Origin of the sequence: Micromonospora sp. NPDC050397 (assembly GCF_044901685.1) — a bacterium.
In the GTDB taxonomy this organism is placed as follows: Bacteria; Actinomycetota; Actinomycetes; order Mycobacteriales; family Micromonosporaceae; genus Micromonospora_G.
In genome coordinates this window covers 107,121-124,637 of sequence record NZ_JBJDPS010000012.1, presented here as the reverse complement: position 1 = coordinate 124,637, position 17,517 = coordinate 107,121, and the positions used below count along the sequence as shown (strand labels likewise).

The following is a 17,517-nucleotide window of genomic DNA, read 5'->3' as shown; positions in this document are numbered from 1 at the left end:
GAAGAGTCCGATGCCACCGAAACGCAAGATCAGCGAGGTCGAGGCCGCACCCAGCGATCGTGGCACGGCCAAGAAGAGAGCCACGCTCGTGCTCAACAACACCGCCAACGGGGTCATCGAGGACATCAACATGTTGACGGCCCGCCACAAGACGGCCTCGGCCGGTGGTATCGACCTTTCCGGGTACCCGGGCGACGGCAATTTCTACGCCCGCTGGGTCAAGATGGGTCAGGGCGACTGCATCGTGATGGCCACACCGGGTGGAAAGCTCATCCTCGTCGACTGTGGCTCCATCGGATCGGACGGTCTGGCGGACGGCACCTTGAAGCGATTCGCCCAGTACTGCCTCTACAGCAAGAGGTTCTTCGGCGGGACGGGGCCGGGCGGCACGACGAGGCAGCTCGACATCCTCGTTCTGACGCATCCGGACGACGACCACAACAACAAGTTGGCCGCCGTACTGACCCGGGACAAGGTGTCGCCGCGGGTCGACCGGGTCTACCACAGCGCAGACATGGGGGATTACCAGTTTTCGACCCAGAACTGGGTGCGGAATTCACAGCTCGACACCGGCCTCGAGTACATGGTCACCTTCAACGAGGAGGCCAAGGACGTCGGGGGTGCGGGCGACATCACGCTGGCCAAACGCAGCAACCAGGACAAAAAATACAGCAACGCGGACATCGCAAAGAAGAAACAGAAGGACGCGGACGAAGAGGTGAAGAAGGGTGACCTCTTCAACTACCTCGACGACAGGGGCCGACTCGTCATCCATCACGAGAAGAGCAGCTGCAAGATCAGCGTTTTGGCCAGTGGGGTCAAGAAACGGTACGTCGACGACCACGACACCGACGCTCTGAAAAATCGGGCCAGCATGGTGCTCCTCGTCGAGGTCTTCGGTAAGAGGCTGCTGCTCTGCGGGGACGCCACCAAATCGACTGAGATCTACCTGATGGAAAAGAGCGTCTACGCCGCCGAGAACAAGAAACATCTGGCGGGTGTCGACGTGATACACGTGGGGCATCACGGCAGCAACCTCACCTCGTCCTCGCCCGACTTCGTGAAACTCGTGAAACCCACGACCCAGGCGGTGGTCAGCGCCGGAAAGACCGGGAAGGCCCTCCACCACCTGCCGGACAGCGAGGTCGTGAACACGTACGCCAATCAGTTCGGCGCGAACACGGCCGACGAACATGAGGTCTGGTACTGGGTCGTCGGAAAGGACGAGATCGTCCAGACCAAGGCAAAGTTGACCGCTCCGGTCTACGTCACCGGCTCCATCACCTCCGAGCCGTGGGCCGAGTCGAAGCTCGACCTCGTCTGGAAGCCGGCATGACCAGGAACGAACTCGAGACGCTGCTGGCCGGCGTCGCCGCCGGCCGCCTGGATCTACCGGTCGACCAGCTTCCGCCACGCGTCGCGGCGTACCTGGGCAGGTTCCTGTCCACCGGTCGATTGACCCTTGCCGGTGCCTCCCGGTCCGACCGCGAGGGAGCGGTCGTCGTCACCGGGACCGGCGACGGAGCACCGTTCGGCACCATGGCGGTGACCGTACGCTTCACCCTGGACGGACAGACCGTCATAGCCGTGAGCGTCACCGCGACCGCCGGCCCGACCTGGTCACTCGCGGACGCCTTCCCGGTGCTGCGCGACGGTCTCCTCGGAGACCTGCGATTCGACGCGCCCACCCTGGTGCTCGACTCCGCCGGTCTCGACCCCGCCGGCACCGAACCGGCGCCCGAACCGGCGGACCTGCCGATGACGTTCCAGGGGTCGCTCCGGATCACCACCGAGATGGCCGCGATCGCGCTGCTCTTCCCCGGCCGGAGCCACCCCGTCACCGGCGAGATCACCATGGTCCGGCTCGCACCGGACACACTCGACGTGAAAACGCCGACGGTGCCGCTGGTCCTGCTCTACGGGGCCGAGGGTCACACCCTCGACCTCGGCCTGGTCACCATGACCGAACTGCGGTACGAGGTGATCGGCGAGCCTCGGCTGAACAGCTACACGGTCGACCAGGAGGTCGAGGCGTACCTGTTGATCACCGGCGCGCTGCCGGTGACGACCGGGCCGGCCGGCGACACCCGGACCAGACGGGTGCTGGTGGACGCCCGGGTCGGCCAGTGGGGCGCCCCGATCGGCCTCACCGCCGACTTCACCGGGCTCGGCCCGCTGGAACTGGCCGACATCGCGCGGATCGGCGGGATGTCGGACGTCCCCGTACCGTTCGGCATCGACGCGGGACCGGGCATCACGCTCGGCCCGGTCGCGTTGCACCTCACACCGGGCGCCTCGGCACCCATTGACTACCTGACCATGAAGGTCTACACCGAGGCCGACTGGACCATCGTCGACAACCTGCTCACCCTGGAGCAGATCGACCTGAACCTACGGATCGACACGCCGATCTCGAACCCGCGCATGGCGGTGCTGCTGAGCGGACTGGTGGGCATCGGGGAACACGGCGTGCTGGAGCTCGCGGCCAACCCGGCCACCCGCACGCTCGGCGGATCGCTGCGCGACGGCGACCCGCCACTGCGGATCCGCGAGGTGTACCAGCACTTCACCCACTCGGACCCGGCGCACCTGCCGGACCTGGGCGTGGTGAAGTTCCACACCACCGCCCAGATGCCGACCGACAGCCAGGGAACCACGTTCGACGGCGAGGTCATACTTTCCGGGGACTGGCCGATCACCGACGGGATCGACCTGGTGGACGTCATCTTCGACCTGCGCCGGACGCCGCAGGAGACGACCTTCCGGGCCCTGGCCACCCTCGCCATCCACACGGTCACGCTCGCCGTACGGGCGGCGTACGACTCCGACCCGCAGCGGCAGTGGGAGTTCTCCGGCGAGACCGGCACCGGCCAGCGCATCCCGATCGGCGGACTCGTCGACGACCTCGCCCGGCGGTACACCGATCTCACCCTGCCGGCGCCGCTGGCCGAACTGACCGTGGAGAACCTCGGTGTCGACATCTCCACCGGCGCCAAGCGGCTCTTTGTCACCGGCGAGGCCCGGTTCCCGGTCGACGGGACCGACGTGGCGATCACGGTCACCGTCGACACCGCGCAGCGCTCGTTCGACGGGGCGATCGAACTCGCCGTACCGGTCGAGGACGGCGTTTTCCACCCTCGGCTCGACCTGCACCTGGCCGGCGATCCGACCGCCCGCCGGCTGGCCGCGTCGTACGCGCACGCCGACACCGACCCGGTGCCGGAGATGCGCGCGCTCGTCGGTGCCGTCTCCCCGACCGCCGCCGGTTACGTCCCGCACGGGATCGTCGTCGATCCGCGTCACCTGCTCTTCGCCCTGACCGAACCGGCAGGCGGGGCCGGGACGGCGTACGTCTTCGGGGTGGACCTCAAGCTCACGGTCGACCTGGCCCGGTTGCCGGTGGTCGGCGAGCACCTGGCCGGCGACACCACGATCGGCCTGGACCTGCTGCGGATCCTCGCGGCCACGAGCGCCCTGGCCGCCGCCGACGTCACCGCCCTCAACGCGCTGCTCCCGGCGGCGGTGCCCGCGCTGCCGGCCGCCGGGCTGCCCGCCGGGTTCACCGTCGACGGCACCCTGCGGCTGGGGCCGCTCGACCAGCCGGTGACGCTGCCGGTGAGCGGCGTGAACGGGACCACCAGCCCGCCGGCCGGGCCGGTGCCGATCCCGCCGGCCCAGAGCACGACCTCGGACAACGCGGCCTGGCTCCCGGTGCAGCGCGCGTTCGGCCCGGTCCGGGTCGCCCGGGTCGGGTTGGCGTTCCGCCAGGACGGCGGCCAGGATCCGCGCCTCGCGCTGCTGCTCGACGCGTCGGTCGGGGTCGGCGGGCTCACCCTGTCGTTGCAGGGGCTCCAGGTCGGGGTGTCGCTCACCGACCCGTTGTCGGTGCCGTCGTTCGACCTGGCGGGGTTGGGGCTGTCGTACACCGAGGGACCGGTGAGCATCACCGGGGCGTTCCTCAGGAACGAGATCGTGTACGAGGGGGTCAGCTACCCCGCGTACGGTGGCACGGCGCAGCTTCGTAACGGAGAGCTGTCGCTGGCCGCGCTCGGATCGTACGCGCAACTGCCGGCGGGACCGTCGGTCTTCGTCTACGCCTGGTTGGACTATCCGATCGGCGGGCCGCCGTTCTTCCACGTACGGGGCATCGCGGCCGGTTTCGGTTACAACCGGCGCCTGGTGCTCCCGCCGGTCGACGACGTCGCGTCGTTCCCGCTGGTCGCCGAGGCGACCGGGACCAGCCCGAAGGGGACCAGTCTCGGCGACGAGTTGCGCACCCTGGCCAGGTGGCTGCCGCCGTCGGTCGGCGACATCCTGCTCACCGCCGGGGTGCACTTCACCTCGTTCGAGATGGTCGACTCGTTCGTGCTGGTCGCGGCGACGTTCGGGCACCGGTTCGAGTTGGACGTGCTCGGGTTGTCGACGCTGACGCTGCCGGCCCGGGAGCCGGGCGGCCCGGCGATCACCCCGATCGCCGAGGTGCAGTTGGCACTGCGGGCCAGTTTCGTGCCCGAGGACGGTTACCTGACCGTGCTGGCTCAGCTCACCCGTGACTCCTTCCTGCTGTCGCGGGCCTGCCACCTGACCGGCGGGATCGCCTTCTCGACCTGGTTCTCGGGCGGGCACAGCGGGGACTTCGTGCTCACCGCCGGCGGCTACCACCCGCACTTCCCGGTGCCGGCGCACTACCCGACCGTGCCCCGGCTCGGGTTCAACTGGCAGGTGTCGTCGGAGTTCAGTATGTCCGGGTCGGCGTACTACGCGCTCACCCCGGGCGCCCTGATGGCCGGCGGTGGGCTCAGCGCGGTCTACCAGGACGGGTCGCTGCGCGCCTGGTTCGACGCGGCGATGGACTTCCTGATTTCCTGGCAGCCGTACCACTACGAGGCGTCGCTGCACGTCAGCGTCGGCGCGTCGTACACGTACCACTTCCTCGGCACGCACACCATCAGCGTGCACGTCGGCACCGACGTCGACCTGTGGGGACCGGACTTCGGTGGCACCGCGAAGATCGACCTGTCGATCACCTCGATCCGGATCTCGTTCGGTGCCGGGCGGGGCGGCGGTCCGAAGGCGCTCTCCTGGTCCAGTTTCCGGTCGGCCCTGCTGCCGGCCGGCAACGAGATGCTGAGTGTCACCCTGCGCGGTGACAGCCACCGGGCGGCGGCGGACGCGGCCGGCGACGACCTGGGCCTGGTCGATCCGACCACCCTGGTCCTGAGCACCGACAGCACCATCCCGGCCAGCGTCGCCAAGCGCGGCGTCGACAGCGCCGAACGCTCGCTGGACACCGGCTCGGCCACCACCCGGTTCGGGGTCGCGCCGATGGGGGTGGCGGTCGGCAACGCGGCGGCGACCCACCGAATCCAGATCACCCGCGACGGTGTGGCGGTGGAGGACCGGTTCGACTACCAGCCGGCGGTCAAGAGCATGCCGGCGGCGCTCTGGGGCGGACGGCTCACCCCGTCGGCGACCGACCCGGCGCTGCTGCCGAACCTGCTCACCGGGTACACCGTCACCGCCCGCCCGACCTCGGCACCCGCGCCGGCCTGGGTGGACCGGGCCGCGTTGCAGGCCGACACCGCGTTGTTCCAGGTCGCCGACGCGATCGCGCTCCAGACCCCGGCGACGGTGGCCGACAGCACCGGCAACGCCGCAGAACGGGCAAAGCTCATCGTCGGCAGTGTCCGGGCACCGGCGGTGGCCACCGCCCGGGCCGGGGTGCTGGCGGCGCTGCTGCCCGACGCCTCGGTCGACCTGACCAGTTTCGACACCAGCCAGTTCCACGAGATCCCCCGGGTGGCCGCAAATGCCTGACAGCACCGTCACGTTCGCCGCGCACCGCCGGCCGTCGCTCGCCGCCGGCGACTACACGATCACCGTGTCCCACCAGGTCACCGCAGGCGGTACGACCGACTCGTTCAGCACCGTGCGCAAGTTCAGCGTGGGCGGCGACCGGTTCGCGCTACCGCCGAACGCGATCCGCTCGGTCTTCCCACCGGAGGGCAGCCTCGGCGACCACGCCAACGTGCTGCCGCACGTGGTGCTGGACCGGCCGTCGCTGCCCTGGGAACGTGACCCGGGCGGGGGCGGCGACAACCAGCCGCCGTGGCTGGCGCTGCTCCTGTTCGACGAGGGCGAGCAGCCGCAGCCGCGAACCACCACGCTGGGGGCACTGGCCGGGGAGGGCACGGTGCCGGCCGCCGCGACGAGCCGGGAGAAGCACGACTCGGCCGACGACCCGGTGACCGTCATCGACGTACCGACGGACCTGCTCACCGACCTGGTCCCGCCGTACCCGCAGTTGCGGCTGCTGGCGCACGTACGCGGTGGCACCGGGCCGACGGCGGACCCGGACGCGGCCGTGGTGGTCGGCAGCCGGCTGCCGGCCGCCGGTACCACCAGCACCGTCCACCTGGTCTCGTTGGAGCAGCGGTTCACCGTCGACGGCAGCGGCAATTCGCACCTGGACCTGCCACACCCGGGGCGGGGTGCGACCACGGTCGCCACCGTGCCGGTGATCAGCCTGGCGAGTTGGCGGTTCGCCTGCGTCAGCGCCGACCACTCCTTCCCGGCGCTGGTGCGTGACCTCGCCGCCGACGACGGGGAGTTGCGGCTGCCCGGGGTCGGCCAGCCGACCACCGACCGCTACCTGGGGCGGGGGCTGGTGCCGTTGCGGCACCGGCTGCGCCAGGGTGGCCGCAGCATCGGCTGGTACCGGGGGCCGCTGACCGTCGGGGCGGTGGACGGCGGCCCGGTCGAACCGGTCCGCACCGCCGACGCACTGCTGCGGCTGCACCCGGACGTCGGCATGTTCGACGTCAGCTACGCCGCCGCGTGGCAGCTCGGCCGGCTGCTGGCGCTACGCAGCACCGACATCAGCAGCAGCCTTTTCACCTGGCGCCGACGGCGGGACGCGGACGCCAAGCAGACCGTGTCCGAGGGCTACCCGCTGGCGGTGCCAACCGTCGACACCACGATGCCGGAGGGGCTGCTCGGCTGGCTGCGCGGCCTGGCCCGGCTGGAGGGGGTGCCGTTCGGCTACCTGCTGCCCGACGAGCGGCTGCTGCCGGTGGAGAGCGTCCGGTTCGTCGGCCTGGACCAGCGCTGGGTGCGCCACCTGCTCGACGGGGCGACCAGCATCGGTCGGCTCGGGCCGGCGGACGCGCGACGGGACGCGGCGGACCCGCTGCCGCTGGAGTTCCCCACGGTGACCGGGGCGCTGATCCGCTCGGCGGTGGTTCCGGGTTATCCGGGACTGCTGGTCGACGGGTACGCCGACGCGGCCGGCACCCAGCCGTTGGCACCGTGGCGTACCGCCCGGCTCGCGCCGGACATCCTGCTCTGCCTGTTCAGCGGTGACCTGCCACTCGGGCGCCTGGACCTGCACCAGCCGCCGGAGGGGCAGCACCTGGCGGTCGAACGACTGGGCGACAGCACGTTCGGCAAGACGTTGCGGGCTCCGGGTGGCACCACCGGCACCCCGGCCTCGGTCGGGCCGATGCCACTGGGCGACCGGCGGACCGTACCGCTGACGGCGTTGGGTACGGCGATCGCCGGGGCACTCGGGCTCGCCCCGGCCGACCTCGACTCGGGTGATCTCGCGCTGCAACTCACCGAGACCGCCGAGCGGGTCACGTTCCTGCGGGGTTGACCGAGTCGGGGGTCCGGGGCGAGCGCCGCCCCGGACCCGCTGCCGGCCGGTGGTCGGCCGTGACGTCGGCCCGCACTCCCGCCGGGTCGGTCCGTCGTTTGTCGACGCTACGGTGAGTGCGTTTTGGTGGCCGACCGGGTGGCCGGGCAGGTCTGCCCGGCCCGAACGGGCGGTGCGGGCCGGCGACGGTCAGGGGGCGGAGCGCCAGGCGGCGAGGACACGGTCGATGTCGGCCCGGATCCGCTCCCGGGCCTCGGCGCGCGGGACACCGGCCATCAGCAGCCGGTCGTACTCGGTGTCCTCGTGGCGGACGGAGGCGATCACCGCACGGGTCATCGCGTCCTCGTCCACGGCACGGCCGGCGGCGGAACGCCCGACCCGGCCGCTGCCCCGCAGACCGGTGTGCCCGGCGATCGCCTCGGCCCGGTGCCCCGGACATCCCGGAAAGAGCCGAAGGATCTCCTCGGCCATCCGAGCCATCAGGGCCACGTCCTGGTCGGCCCGGCGTTCCCGGTCGCGCTCACGGCGGCGCGCCCGCGCGGCCTCGTCCCCCAGGCACTGCCGCTCGGCGCTGTCCAGCCCCGCCGGCTCCACCAACAGCCCGAGCCGGTCGTACCGCTTTCGGGTCCGGTTGAAGCGCAGCACCACGGCGGAGAGGGTGCTGGCCTTCTTCGCCCGCCGGGTCATCGCGGCGTCGCCGGCCGGCAGGAAGACCAGGTGGTCCAGGTCGGTGCAGGTCAGACAGAGGGTCTGCCCGTCCTCGGTGACGAGCAGTTCGCCGGTGTCGCCGCACTCGGCACAGGTCCACTCGGTGACCGCCGAGAACACCACCAGGTCGGGCGGTGCGCTCTGCCGCTGGACGAGTCGTTCCCGGGCGGTCTCGGAGAGCGCGGCGGAGGTCCAGTGCGTCCGGTACGTTCGCTCGATCTCCGGGTCGTCGGCGGCGGTGAAGCGCAGCCGACGCCGGTCCCGGGTCGCGCCGAGGTACTCGACCTCGCCGGGCTGTAGTCCTTCGCCGCGGGCCCAGCGGGCGAGAATCTCCAGCGCCTCCAGCAGCCGTGCCGGGGGTACGGCCGCACCCTGCTCCAACTCCGGGACACGGCCCTGGCGCCACCGGTCGACCAGGTCACCGGGAAGCCAGCCGAGCGCGCCGAGCAGGGCGACCGGTGCGACGTACCGGTGGCGGGTCAGGGCGGCCTGGGCGGCGGCCACGACGCGCCGCTCCAGCTTGGTGCCCGTCGGCGATCCGGTGGGCGGGTGCGGGGCAGTGGACATGCCGAACGAGGATAGTCAGCCGTCGGATCCGACGTGGGATGTGCCCCGTGGGGTCGCGGGGCGGCGGGATTCGTCCGCTGCCCCGCGACCCCACCGGTGCGAGTTTGTCGCGCGCTACTGGAGGCCCGAGCGGACCGACGTGATGCGCTGGGTGTTGAAGCCGAGCCAGTGCATCCGGCCCCGGTAGCGGGCGTGCTCGATCTTCATGCAACGGTCCATGACCACCGTCATGCCGCCGTCCTCGGCGATCCGCGCACCTTCGGCGTTGACCACGCCGAACTGGCACCAGAGGGTGCCGGCCTGGATGCTGACAGCTTCCTGGGCAATGCCCGGCAGCGCGTTCGGCGCGCGGAAGACGTTGACGATGTCCACCGGAACCGGTACGTCGAGCAGGCTCGGGTAGCTGGTCTCGCCGAGGATCGTCTTCTCCCGGGGGTTCACCGGGATGACCTGGTAGCCGTGTCGTTTGAGGTAGTAGCCGACAAAGTAGCTGGCGCGCAGCTCGTTGTTCGACAGACCGACGACCGCGATGGTCCGCCCGGTGTGCAGCACCCGCTGGATCGTCGACGGGTCCTGGTACTGGCCGAGTTCGTCAGGGCTCATGCTGGCGTTACCTCTCCCCCACCGTGGCGGCGACCTTGGCGAACCCCTGTTCGAGGTCCCAGATCAGGTCTTCGACGGATTCGGTGCCGACGGAGAGGCGTACCGTCCCCGGTGCGACCCCGGCGGCGCGCAGTTCGTCGTCGCTGAGCTGGCGGTGGGTCGTGCTGGCGGGGTGGATGATCAGGCTCTTCGCGTCGCCGACGTTGGCCAGGTGGGACCAGAGGGTCACGCCACGGATGAGGTCCTGGCCGCCGGCCCGACCGCCGGCGCACTCGAACGAGAACACCGCTCCCGCCCCGCCGGGCAGGTACTTCTCCACCAACGGCCGGTACCTGCCGGTCGGCAGGTCGGGGTAGGTCACGTTGGTCGCCAGCTCGTGCGACTCGAGGAACGCCGCGACCGCGCGGGCGTTGTCGACGTGGCGCCGCATCCGCAGCGACAGCGTTTCGAGCCCCTGGAGGAACAGGAACGCGTTGAACGGCGAGAGTGCCCCGCCGAGGTCGCGCAGCGTCTCGGCCCGCAGCTTCATCAAGTAGCCGTACGAGCCGAACGTCTCGTGGAACTGCAGGCCGTGGTAGGCGGGAGACGGGTCCGCGACCACCGGGAAGCGGCCGTTGGACCAGTTGAAGGTGCCCGCCTCGACAACCACGCCGCCGATGCTGGTGCCGTGGCCGCCGATGAACTTGGTGGCCGAGTGGACGACGATGTCGGCGCCCCACTCGATCGGGCGGCACAGGTACGGTGTCGCGAACGTGTTGTCGACGACCAACGGCAGGTCGTGCTCGTGGGCGATCGCGGCCACGGTCTCGATGTCGAGTACGTTCCCGGAGGGGTTGCCGATCGTCTCGCCGAAGAACGCCTTTGTGTTCGGGCGGACCGCCTGCCGCCAGGCGTCCGGGTCGTCGGGGTCGACCCAGCTCAGCTCGACGCTCATCTTGCGCAGCAGGTGCTTGAGCTGGTTGACCGTACCGCCGTAGAGGGCGGTGGAGGACACGACGTGGTCACCCGGTTCCAGCAGGGTGAACAGCGCGGCGGCCTGGGCGGCGATGCCGCTGGCGAACGCCACCGCACCCGTTCCGCCCTCGAGGTTGGCCATCCGCTCCTCGAACACCGCCACGGTCGGGTTCATGATCCGCGAGTACGTGTTGCCGTACTCCTGGAGGTTGAAGTACGCCGCCGCCGATTCCGGGTCCTCGAACACGTAGCTGGTCGTCTGGAAGATCGGCACCGCGCGGGCGCCCGTGTTCGGGTCGGGTCGTTGCCCGGCGTGCAACTGCCGGGTCTCGAATCCGAAATCGCGGGCTTGCTCGGCCCTGGGGGGCTGGTCGGTCACGAAGGCCTCTTTCCTCGGCGTCAGCCGGCAGCCCGGCCGTCGGCCAGGAAGTGACGGATGATGGGCGTCTGACGCGCTTCCTCGAGCAGGAAGCAGTCGTGGCCGTACGGCGCGTCGATCAGGTGCGACTCGACCGGCTTGCCGAGGCTGCGCAGCGCCTGCTCGATCTCCTGGGACGCCGACGGCGGGTAGAGCCAGTCGGAGCTGAACGCGATCAGCAGCGTCCGCGCCGAGACGCCTTCGAGGGCCCGGGCGAGTGATCCGCCGCCGTGCTGCCGTGCGAGGTCGAAGTAGGTGAGCGCACGGGACAGGTAGAGGTAGGTGTTCGCGTCGAACCGCCGGACGAACGAGTCGGCCTGGTGGCGGAGGTAGCTCTCGACCTCGAACTCGGGCTCGGTGATGGTGTAGCGGATGTCGTCGGCGAACTGCAGTCGCCGGCCGAACTTGTCGTCGAGTGCCGGTCCGGACAGGTAGGTGACGTGACCGACCATCCGCCCCACTCCGGTGCCGCCGTCGGGCGCGCGGCCGGTGCCGTAGTAGTGGCCGCGCTGCCAGGCGGGGTCGCGCATGATCGCGTCTCGTGCGATGGCGTTCCAGGCCAGGCCCTGCGGGTGGAGGGCGTGCGTGCTGGCGATCGCCACGACGGCGTCGACCTGGTCGGGGTACAGGACCGCCCATTCGAGGGCCTGCATGCCGCCGAGTGATCCGCCGGCCACCGCGGCGAGCCGTTCGATGCCGAGGGCGTCCAGGAGCGCGCGCTGGGTCCGGACCATGTCCGCGACGGTGACGACGGGGAAGTCCGCCCCGTACGGCTTGCCGGTCGCCGGGTTGGTCGACGACGGCCCGGTGGTGCCGCGACAGCCGCCGAGCAGGTTGGTGGCGATGACGTAGTAGTGGTCGGTGTCGAACGCCTTGCCGGGGCCGATCATCCCGTCCCACCAGCCGAGTCCTCGTCCGGCCGAGCCGTCGCGGTCGGTCGCCGCGAATCCGTCGCGGGTGCTGACCTCGGGCGGTGTGGCCGACAGCCCGGCCGCGTGGGCGTCACCGCTGAGTGCGTGGCAGACCAGGATGACGTTGTCCCGCTCGGGTGAGAGGACGCCGTAGGTCTCGTACGCCACCCGGATCGGGCCGAGTTCCCGTCCGGAGTCGAGTTTGAGCGGGTCGGGCAGGTCGAGGTAACGCGTCTCGACCATGCCGATCGAGGCGGTCTGGGCTGGCAGCACGAACGTGATCATAGCCAATCACCTCCCCCCGGTGCTATTGTCTACCACCTTAATAGGTAATTCCGCGAGCTGGATGGAAGGCGGGACCCGCGGCATGACGACTGTCGACAACGGCGTGAACGTCCAGGCACTGCTCGACGCACGAGAGGCGCTCAAGGGCGCGCCCGAGGCCGCCCAGTTCACCTGGCGGGCCTCCTCGACCTGGCAGAACGGTGTGCACAGCACCACAACGGTGCAAAACTTCTTCGGCCTCGGGCAGGAGCAGGCACACAAGTCCGAGACGGTGTTCGACGCCGACCACCCCGAGGTCTTCGCGGCGCAGGACAACGGGATCACCCCGATCGAGTACCTCCTCGTCGGCCTGGCAAGCTGCCTGACGGCGGGCGTGGCGTCGGTCGCCCAGAACCGGGGCATCCAGTTGCGCTCGGTCCGGGCGACCGTCGAGGGTCAGCACGACATCCGTGGGATCCTCGGCGTCGACAGCGACGTCCGCAACGGCTTCAACGACGTCAAGGTGACCTTCGCCATCGACGCGGACGCGTCGGAACAGGAGATCGCGGCGCTGGTGGCCCAGTCCCAGAAACGCTCTGCCGTCTTCGACGCCCTCACCAACCCGACGAACGTCACCGTCGAGGTCGCCTGAGGGGGATCGCGCCATCGAGCACACCACCGCGGTCGTCATCGGGGCGGGGCACGCGGGTCTCGCCGCGAGTCACTTCCTCACCGAGCGGTCGATCGATCACCTCGTGCTCGAACGCGGCGAGGTGGCCAACTCCTGGCGGTCCGAACGCTGGGAGTCGCTGCGACTGCTCACCCCGAACCGGCAGAGCCGCCTTCCGGGTCACCGCTACCAGGGGCCGGACCCCGACGGCTACATGACCAACGGCGAGGTGGTCGAGTTCATCGAGCGCTTCGCCGCGCTCACCCGCGCCCCGGTCCGGGCCGGCACGAACGTCACGTCGGTGCGGCGGACCGACGACGGCTACCACGTCGCCACGAGCCGTGGTGAGATCCGCTGCCGGTCGGTGGTCATCGCGAGCGGCGCGTGCAACCAGCCGGTGGTGCCGCCGTTGCGCGACGCCGTTCCGGCCCACGTCGAGCAGGTGACCCCGTTCGGCTACCACAGTCCGGGCAAACTCCCCGACGGCGGCGTCCTCGTGGTCGGAGCGTCGGCGACCGGCGTACAACTCGCCGACGAGCTGAGGCGATCGGGGCGACCGGTGATCCTCTCGGTCGGTGAACACGTACGGTTGCCGCGCACCTACCGTGGACGGGACGTACTGGGTTGGATGGACGCCTCCGGCGTCTGGGACCAACGGTACGACAACATCGACGACCTCGTACGGGCACGACGCCTACCCTCGCCGCAACTGGTCGGGACACCCGAGCGGCGTACCCTCGATCTCAACGCGCTGGCCACGGCGGGTGTCGAACTGGTGGGCCGGTGGTCGGCCCTGCGCGACGGCCACGCGCTGTTCTCCGGGGGCCTGCGCAACGTGTTCTCGCTGGCGGACCTGAAGCTGGAACGGCTGCTGGAGACGTTCGACGAGTGGGCGCGGACGAACGGGCACGACGACGAGTTCGGCCCGCCCGAGCGGTTCGTCCCCACCCGCCCTCCCGAATCGCCACGGTTGCGGCTCGACCTGCGAGGTGGCGAGATCCGGACGATCGTGTGGGCGACCGGCTTCCGGCCCGACTACCGCTGGCTCGACGTGCCCGTGGTCGACGGGAAGGGCCGGCTGCGTCACGACGGGGGCACGGTCGACAGCCCCGGCATGTACGCCCTCGGGCTTCCGGTGCTGCGCAGACGCAAGTCCACCTTCATCCACGGCATCGAGGACGACGCCCGCGAGGTGATCGCCACCCTCTCCCGCCACCTGGCCACGCGCCGCTGAGCGCGACGACCGGCGGGCGATCCTGGTCAGCCAAGATCGGCGAGCGCGCGCCGCCAGATCGCCCGCCGGTCGGCCTGGCGCCGGGGGTCCGCGATCGGCGCCGCCGAGAGGAGGCGCTGGGTGTAGGGATGTCGCGGGGCGTGCAGTACCTCCGAGGCCGGGCCCTGCTCCACGATCCGCCCTTGGTGCATGACGGCCACCCGGTGAGCCAGTTGCCGCACCACGGCGAGGTCGTGGCTGATGAACAGACAGGCGAAGCCGAACCGGCTCTGTAGCGACCGGAACAGTTCGAGGATGCGGGCCTGCACCGACACGTCGAGGGCACTGGTCGGTTCGTCCGCGATCAGCAGCGCCGGTTCGAGGGCGATGGCGCGGGCGATCGCCACCCGCTGGCGTTGACCGCCGGACATCTCATGCGGGTAACGGTCACGAAACCCCGGCGCCAACTGGACCGCTTCGAGGAGGTCGTCCACCCGCTCGCGCACCGCCGCCGGGTCGAGGTCGCGGTGCAGCAGGAGCGGCTCGGCGATACTCTCCGCGACGGTGCGTCGCGGGTTCAGCGAGGATGCCGGATCCTGGAAGACGATGCCTGTCTCGGACCGTACGCGGCGCAGCGGCCGGGCGTTGCGCCACGGACGGCGGGCAAGGTCGCCGACGTCCGTACCGTCGACCAGCACCGTGCCGGCCGCCACCGGGACCAGACCGGCGAGCACCCGCCCGATGGTCGACTTGCCGGAACCGGACTCCCCGACCAGACCCAGGACCTCCGCGCGGTCGACGCACAGGGACACCCGGTCCACCGCACGCACCCGTACGCCGTGGCGCCCCGGATACTCCACCACGACGTCGGACAACCGCACCGCGCCCGGCCCCGCCCCGGTGTCGTCGTCCCTGGACGCCCGCCCCGGCTCGACGGCGATGACGTCGGCCACCCCCGGTGAGTCGGTCGTGGGGTCCGGCAGCCGCAGTTCGGCCAGCTCGGGCACCGCCCGCAGCAGGGCCCGGGTGTACGGGTGTGCCGGCGCGGCGAACAGCCGCGACACCCGCGCCCGCTCGACCACCCGGCCTCGGTCGAGCACCACGGCGTCGTCGGCGAGGTCGGCCACCACACCCATGTCGTGGGTGATCAGCAGGATCGACATGGCGAGCCGGTCGCGCAGGTCCCGGAGCAGTTCGAGGATGCCCGCCTGGACGGTCACGTCGAGGGCGGTGGTCGGCTCGTCGGCGATCAGCAGCATCGGGTCGGAGCTGATCGCCATGGCGATCATCGCCCGCTGCAACTGCCCGCCGGAGAGTTCGTGCGGGTAGGAACGCGCCACCCGTACCGGGGCGTCCAGTCCGACGAGTTCGAGCAGTCGCCGTACCCGGTCGCGGAGCGCCGCGCGGCCAAGTGGGCGGTGGGCGCGGATCGCCTCGCCGATCTGGTCACCGATGGTGAAGACCGGGTTCAGCGCGGTCATCGGCTCCTGGAAGATGGTGCCGATCCGGCCGCCGCGTAGTTCGCGTAGCCGGCTCGGACCGGCACCCACGAGTTGCTCGCCGTCGAGCCGGATGCTGCCGCTGACCTTCGCGTTGGCGGGCAGCAGTCCCAGGGTGGACATGGCGGTGACGCTCTTGCCCGAGCCGGATTCGCCGACAAGGGCCAGGACGTGCCCGCGACGCAACTCGAAAGTCACGCCGCGGGTCGCCTCGTGCACCACACCGTCCACGTCGAACGAGATGGCGAGGTCTTCCACCGCCAGCAGCGGCGACACGACGGGTACGGTCATCCCTGCTTCAGCGATACCTTCAGGTAGTTCGGGTACGCGGGAAACGCCGCGACGAAGAAGTTCTGCACGCTCGAACCGTGCAGGAACGAGTTCTTCGTGTAGATCAGCGGTACGACGGGGGCGTCGCCCAGGATCCGCTTGTCCGCCTGCGCCCAGAGTGCCTGTGCCTTGGTCGGGTCGGTCTCGGTGGTGGCCTGGTCGATCAGCGTGTCCACCTCGGGTTGCGAGTAGCGGGAGATGTTGTAGCCTCCGCCGCCGATCTCGGTGCTGGCGAACAGCGGTTGGATGTTGCCGTTCGCACTGGGGAAGTCCGGCTGCCAACTGCTGATCGTCAGGTCGAAGTCGCCCTTGTCTCCGGTGATCTCGTCGACCACCGTGGTCGCGTCCGCCGGCTTGATGGTCACCGTGATCCCGACCCGTTGCAGTCCCTGCTGGATCGCCTGTGCCTGGGCCAGGCTCACCTGGTCGTTCTTGGACAGCAGGACGAGCGCCAGGCTGGTCTGGCCGGCTTCGGTCAGCAACTGCCTGGCCTTGGCCACGTCACCCGACGGGTCGGCCGGGTAGAGGTCGTACTCGACCCGGCCGGCGATGCCCGGCGTGATCAGTGTGCTGGCCAGGTCCCCGCCGGTGGCGCCGCCCGCGGCGACCTGGAACGCCTTCTTGTCCACGGCGTATCCGATGGCCTGGCGCACCTTGACGTCCTTCAGCGGACCCCGCTGGTTGTTGATCGCCAGGTAGGCGAGGGCACCCGCGTCCGAGGTGACCAGCCGCTGCTTCGCCGCCGCGTTCTGCTGGATCTGCACGAGCTGGGCCGGCGGCACGAACCCGGCGCCGAAGGCGAACCTGTCGTCGCCGGAGTCGGCGATCAACCGCTGCGCGGCGACCGTGGTGTCCTGGCCGAGTTGGAAGACGATCTGATCGGGGCCGGCGGTGCGCACCTGGTCGGTCCTGGGGTCCCACCGCGGGTTGCGCTTGAGCTTCACCGCGGTGCCCTGCTGGTAGGAGTCAACCTGGTACGGGCCGGAGGCGACCGGGTTCTGGGTGTACGTCTTCGGGTCGTCCTTCGCCTTCGGCACCGGTGCGAACGCGGGCATCGACACGATCCACGGCCAGTCGCCGTAGGCGGTCTTCAGCCGGAACACAACCGTCTTGGCGTCCGGGGTCTCGATCGAGGCGAGGCCGGCACCCGCGTACGGCCCCTTGTACTCGGCCCCGCCGACCAGGAGGCCCTTGTGGTAGCCGAGGCCGCCGGAGAGTTCGGGCGCGAAGGAGCGTTCGACGCCGTACTTGATGTCGGCCGAGGTGATGGGGGCGCCGTCGGCGTAGCTGAGTCCGTCCTTGAGCGTGTAGGTCCAGGTCTTGCCGCCGTCGCTGCTCTGCCCGGTGTCGGTGGCCAGGTCCGGCACGACCTGCGCCGGTTTGCCTGGCTGGACGTCCCAGGTGGTGAGCCGGCGCAGTACCAGGCCCAGTGTGGTGACGGCCAGGTTCTGGCTCTTGGCCGGGTCGAAGTTGATGTCGGTGGACGCGCTCAGGATGTTCAGCGTGCCGCCCGGGGTGGTGCCGGTGGCGGTGCTGCCGCCGTCCGACCCGTCCTGGGAGTTCGCGTTGCAGCCGGTCAGTGCCAGCAGCGCGGTCAGCGCCAGTGCGCCGAGCGTTCCGGGTCTTCTCACGAGGGGATTCCTTTCCTTGTCGGGCACGCTGCCGGGCCCGGAGCCGCCGGGGTCGCGGACCGCTCCCCGGTTGTCGTTCGGTCACCGTCTTCGGG

General features: G+C 70.5%; 11 protein-coding genes. 5 read left to right on the top strand and 6 right to left on the bottom strand.

Features of this window, described 5'->3' with window-relative positions; all coding sequences use genetic code 11:
• The first annotated feature begins 10 nt into the window (after positions 1 to 10).
• The 3 genes from ACI2K4_RS28720 to ACI2K4_RS28710 are packed head-to-tail and all read left to right on the top strand — an operon-like array spanning position 11 to position 7,654.
• Positions 11 to 1,336 (top strand): ComEC/Rec2 family competence protein, encoded by a 1,326-nt coding sequence (locus ACI2K4_RS28720; protein WP_404515826.1) that lies wholly within the window; start codon positions 11 to 13, stop codon positions 1,334 to 1,336.
• The gene (locus ACI2K4_RS28715) at positions 1,333 to 5,817 is read left to right on the top strand and encodes a DUF6603 domain-containing protein (protein ID WP_404515825.1); all 4,485 of its coding nucleotides are present in this window, start codon (positions 1,333 to 1,335) and stop codon (positions 5,815 to 5,817) included. The genes ACI2K4_RS28720 and ACI2K4_RS28715 overlap by 4 nt, the downstream gene beginning before the upstream one ends.
• Entirely contained in the window at positions 5,810 to 7,654 is a 1,845-nt protein-coding gene (locus tag ACI2K4_RS28710) for a hypothetical protein (protein ID WP_404515824.1), read from the top strand. Before ACI2K4_RS28715 ends, ACI2K4_RS28710 begins: the two co-directional genes overlap by 8 nt.
• Positions 7,655 to 7,843: 189 nt before the next feature.
• Here ACI2K4_RS28710 and ACI2K4_RS28705 read toward each other — a convergent pair whose 3' ends face one another.
• The 4 genes from ACI2K4_RS28705 to ACI2K4_RS28690 all read right to left on the bottom strand — a co-directional run bounded on the left by ACI2K4_RS28705 (position 7,844) and on the right by ACI2K4_RS28690 (position 12,100).
• Complete coding sequence (locus tag ACI2K4_RS28705) at positions 7,844 to 8,929, bottom strand: DUF2293 domain-containing protein (protein WP_404515822.1); 1,086 nt, start codon at positions 8,927 to 8,929, stop codon at positions 7,844 to 7,846.
• 114 nt (positions 8,930 to 9,043) lie between these two features.
• A complete protein-coding gene (locus ACI2K4_RS28700) occupies positions 9,044 to 9,532 on the bottom strand; it encodes a CoA-binding protein (protein WP_404515820.1) in 489 nt (162 codons plus the stop codon).
• A gap of 7 nt (positions 9,533 to 9,539) precedes the next feature.
• Positions 9,540 to 10,865, bottom strand: a complete 1,326-nt coding sequence (locus ACI2K4_RS28695) for an O-acetylhomoserine aminocarboxypropyltransferase/cysteine synthase family protein (RefSeq protein ID WP_404515819.1) — start codon at positions 10,863 to 10,865, stop codon at positions 9,540 to 9,542.
• Positions 10,866 to 10,885: 20 nt separating this feature from the next.
• On the bottom strand, positions 10,886 to 12,100 hold the full coding sequence (locus ACI2K4_RS28690; RefSeq protein WP_404515818.1) for a homoserine O-acetyltransferase: 1,215 nt from the start codon (positions 12,098 to 12,100) through the stop codon (positions 10,886 to 10,888).
• Positions 12,101 to 12,182: 82 nt separating this feature from the next.
• Here ACI2K4_RS28690 and ACI2K4_RS28685 point away from each other — a divergent pair, with 82 nt between their 5' ends.
• Entirely contained in the window at positions 12,183 to 12,731 is a 549-nt protein-coding gene (locus ACI2K4_RS28685; protein ID WP_404515817.1) for an OsmC family protein, read from the top strand.
• On the top strand, positions 12,676 to 13,983 hold the full coding sequence (locus tag ACI2K4_RS28680; protein ID WP_404515898.1) for a flavin-containing monooxygenase: 1,308 nt from the start codon (positions 12,676 to 12,678) through the stop codon (positions 13,981 to 13,983). Before ACI2K4_RS28685 ends, ACI2K4_RS28680 begins: the two co-directional genes overlap by 56 nt.
• A gap of 26 nt (positions 13,984 to 14,009) precedes the next feature.
• Here ACI2K4_RS28680 and ACI2K4_RS28675 read toward each other — a convergent pair whose 3' ends face one another.
• Positions 14,010 to 15,752 (bottom strand): ABC transporter ATP-binding protein, encoded by a 1,743-nt coding sequence (locus ACI2K4_RS28675; RefSeq protein WP_404515815.1) that lies wholly within the window; start codon positions 15,750 to 15,752, stop codon positions 14,010 to 14,012.
• Positions 15,749 to 17,422 (bottom strand): ABC transporter substrate-binding protein, encoded by a 1,674-nt coding sequence (locus ACI2K4_RS28670; protein ID WP_404515814.1) that lies wholly within the window; start codon positions 17,420 to 17,422, stop codon positions 15,749 to 15,751. Before ACI2K4_RS28670 ends, ACI2K4_RS28675 begins: the two co-directional genes overlap by 4 nt.
• Between the last annotated feature and the right edge of the window lie 95 nt (positions 17,423 to 17,517).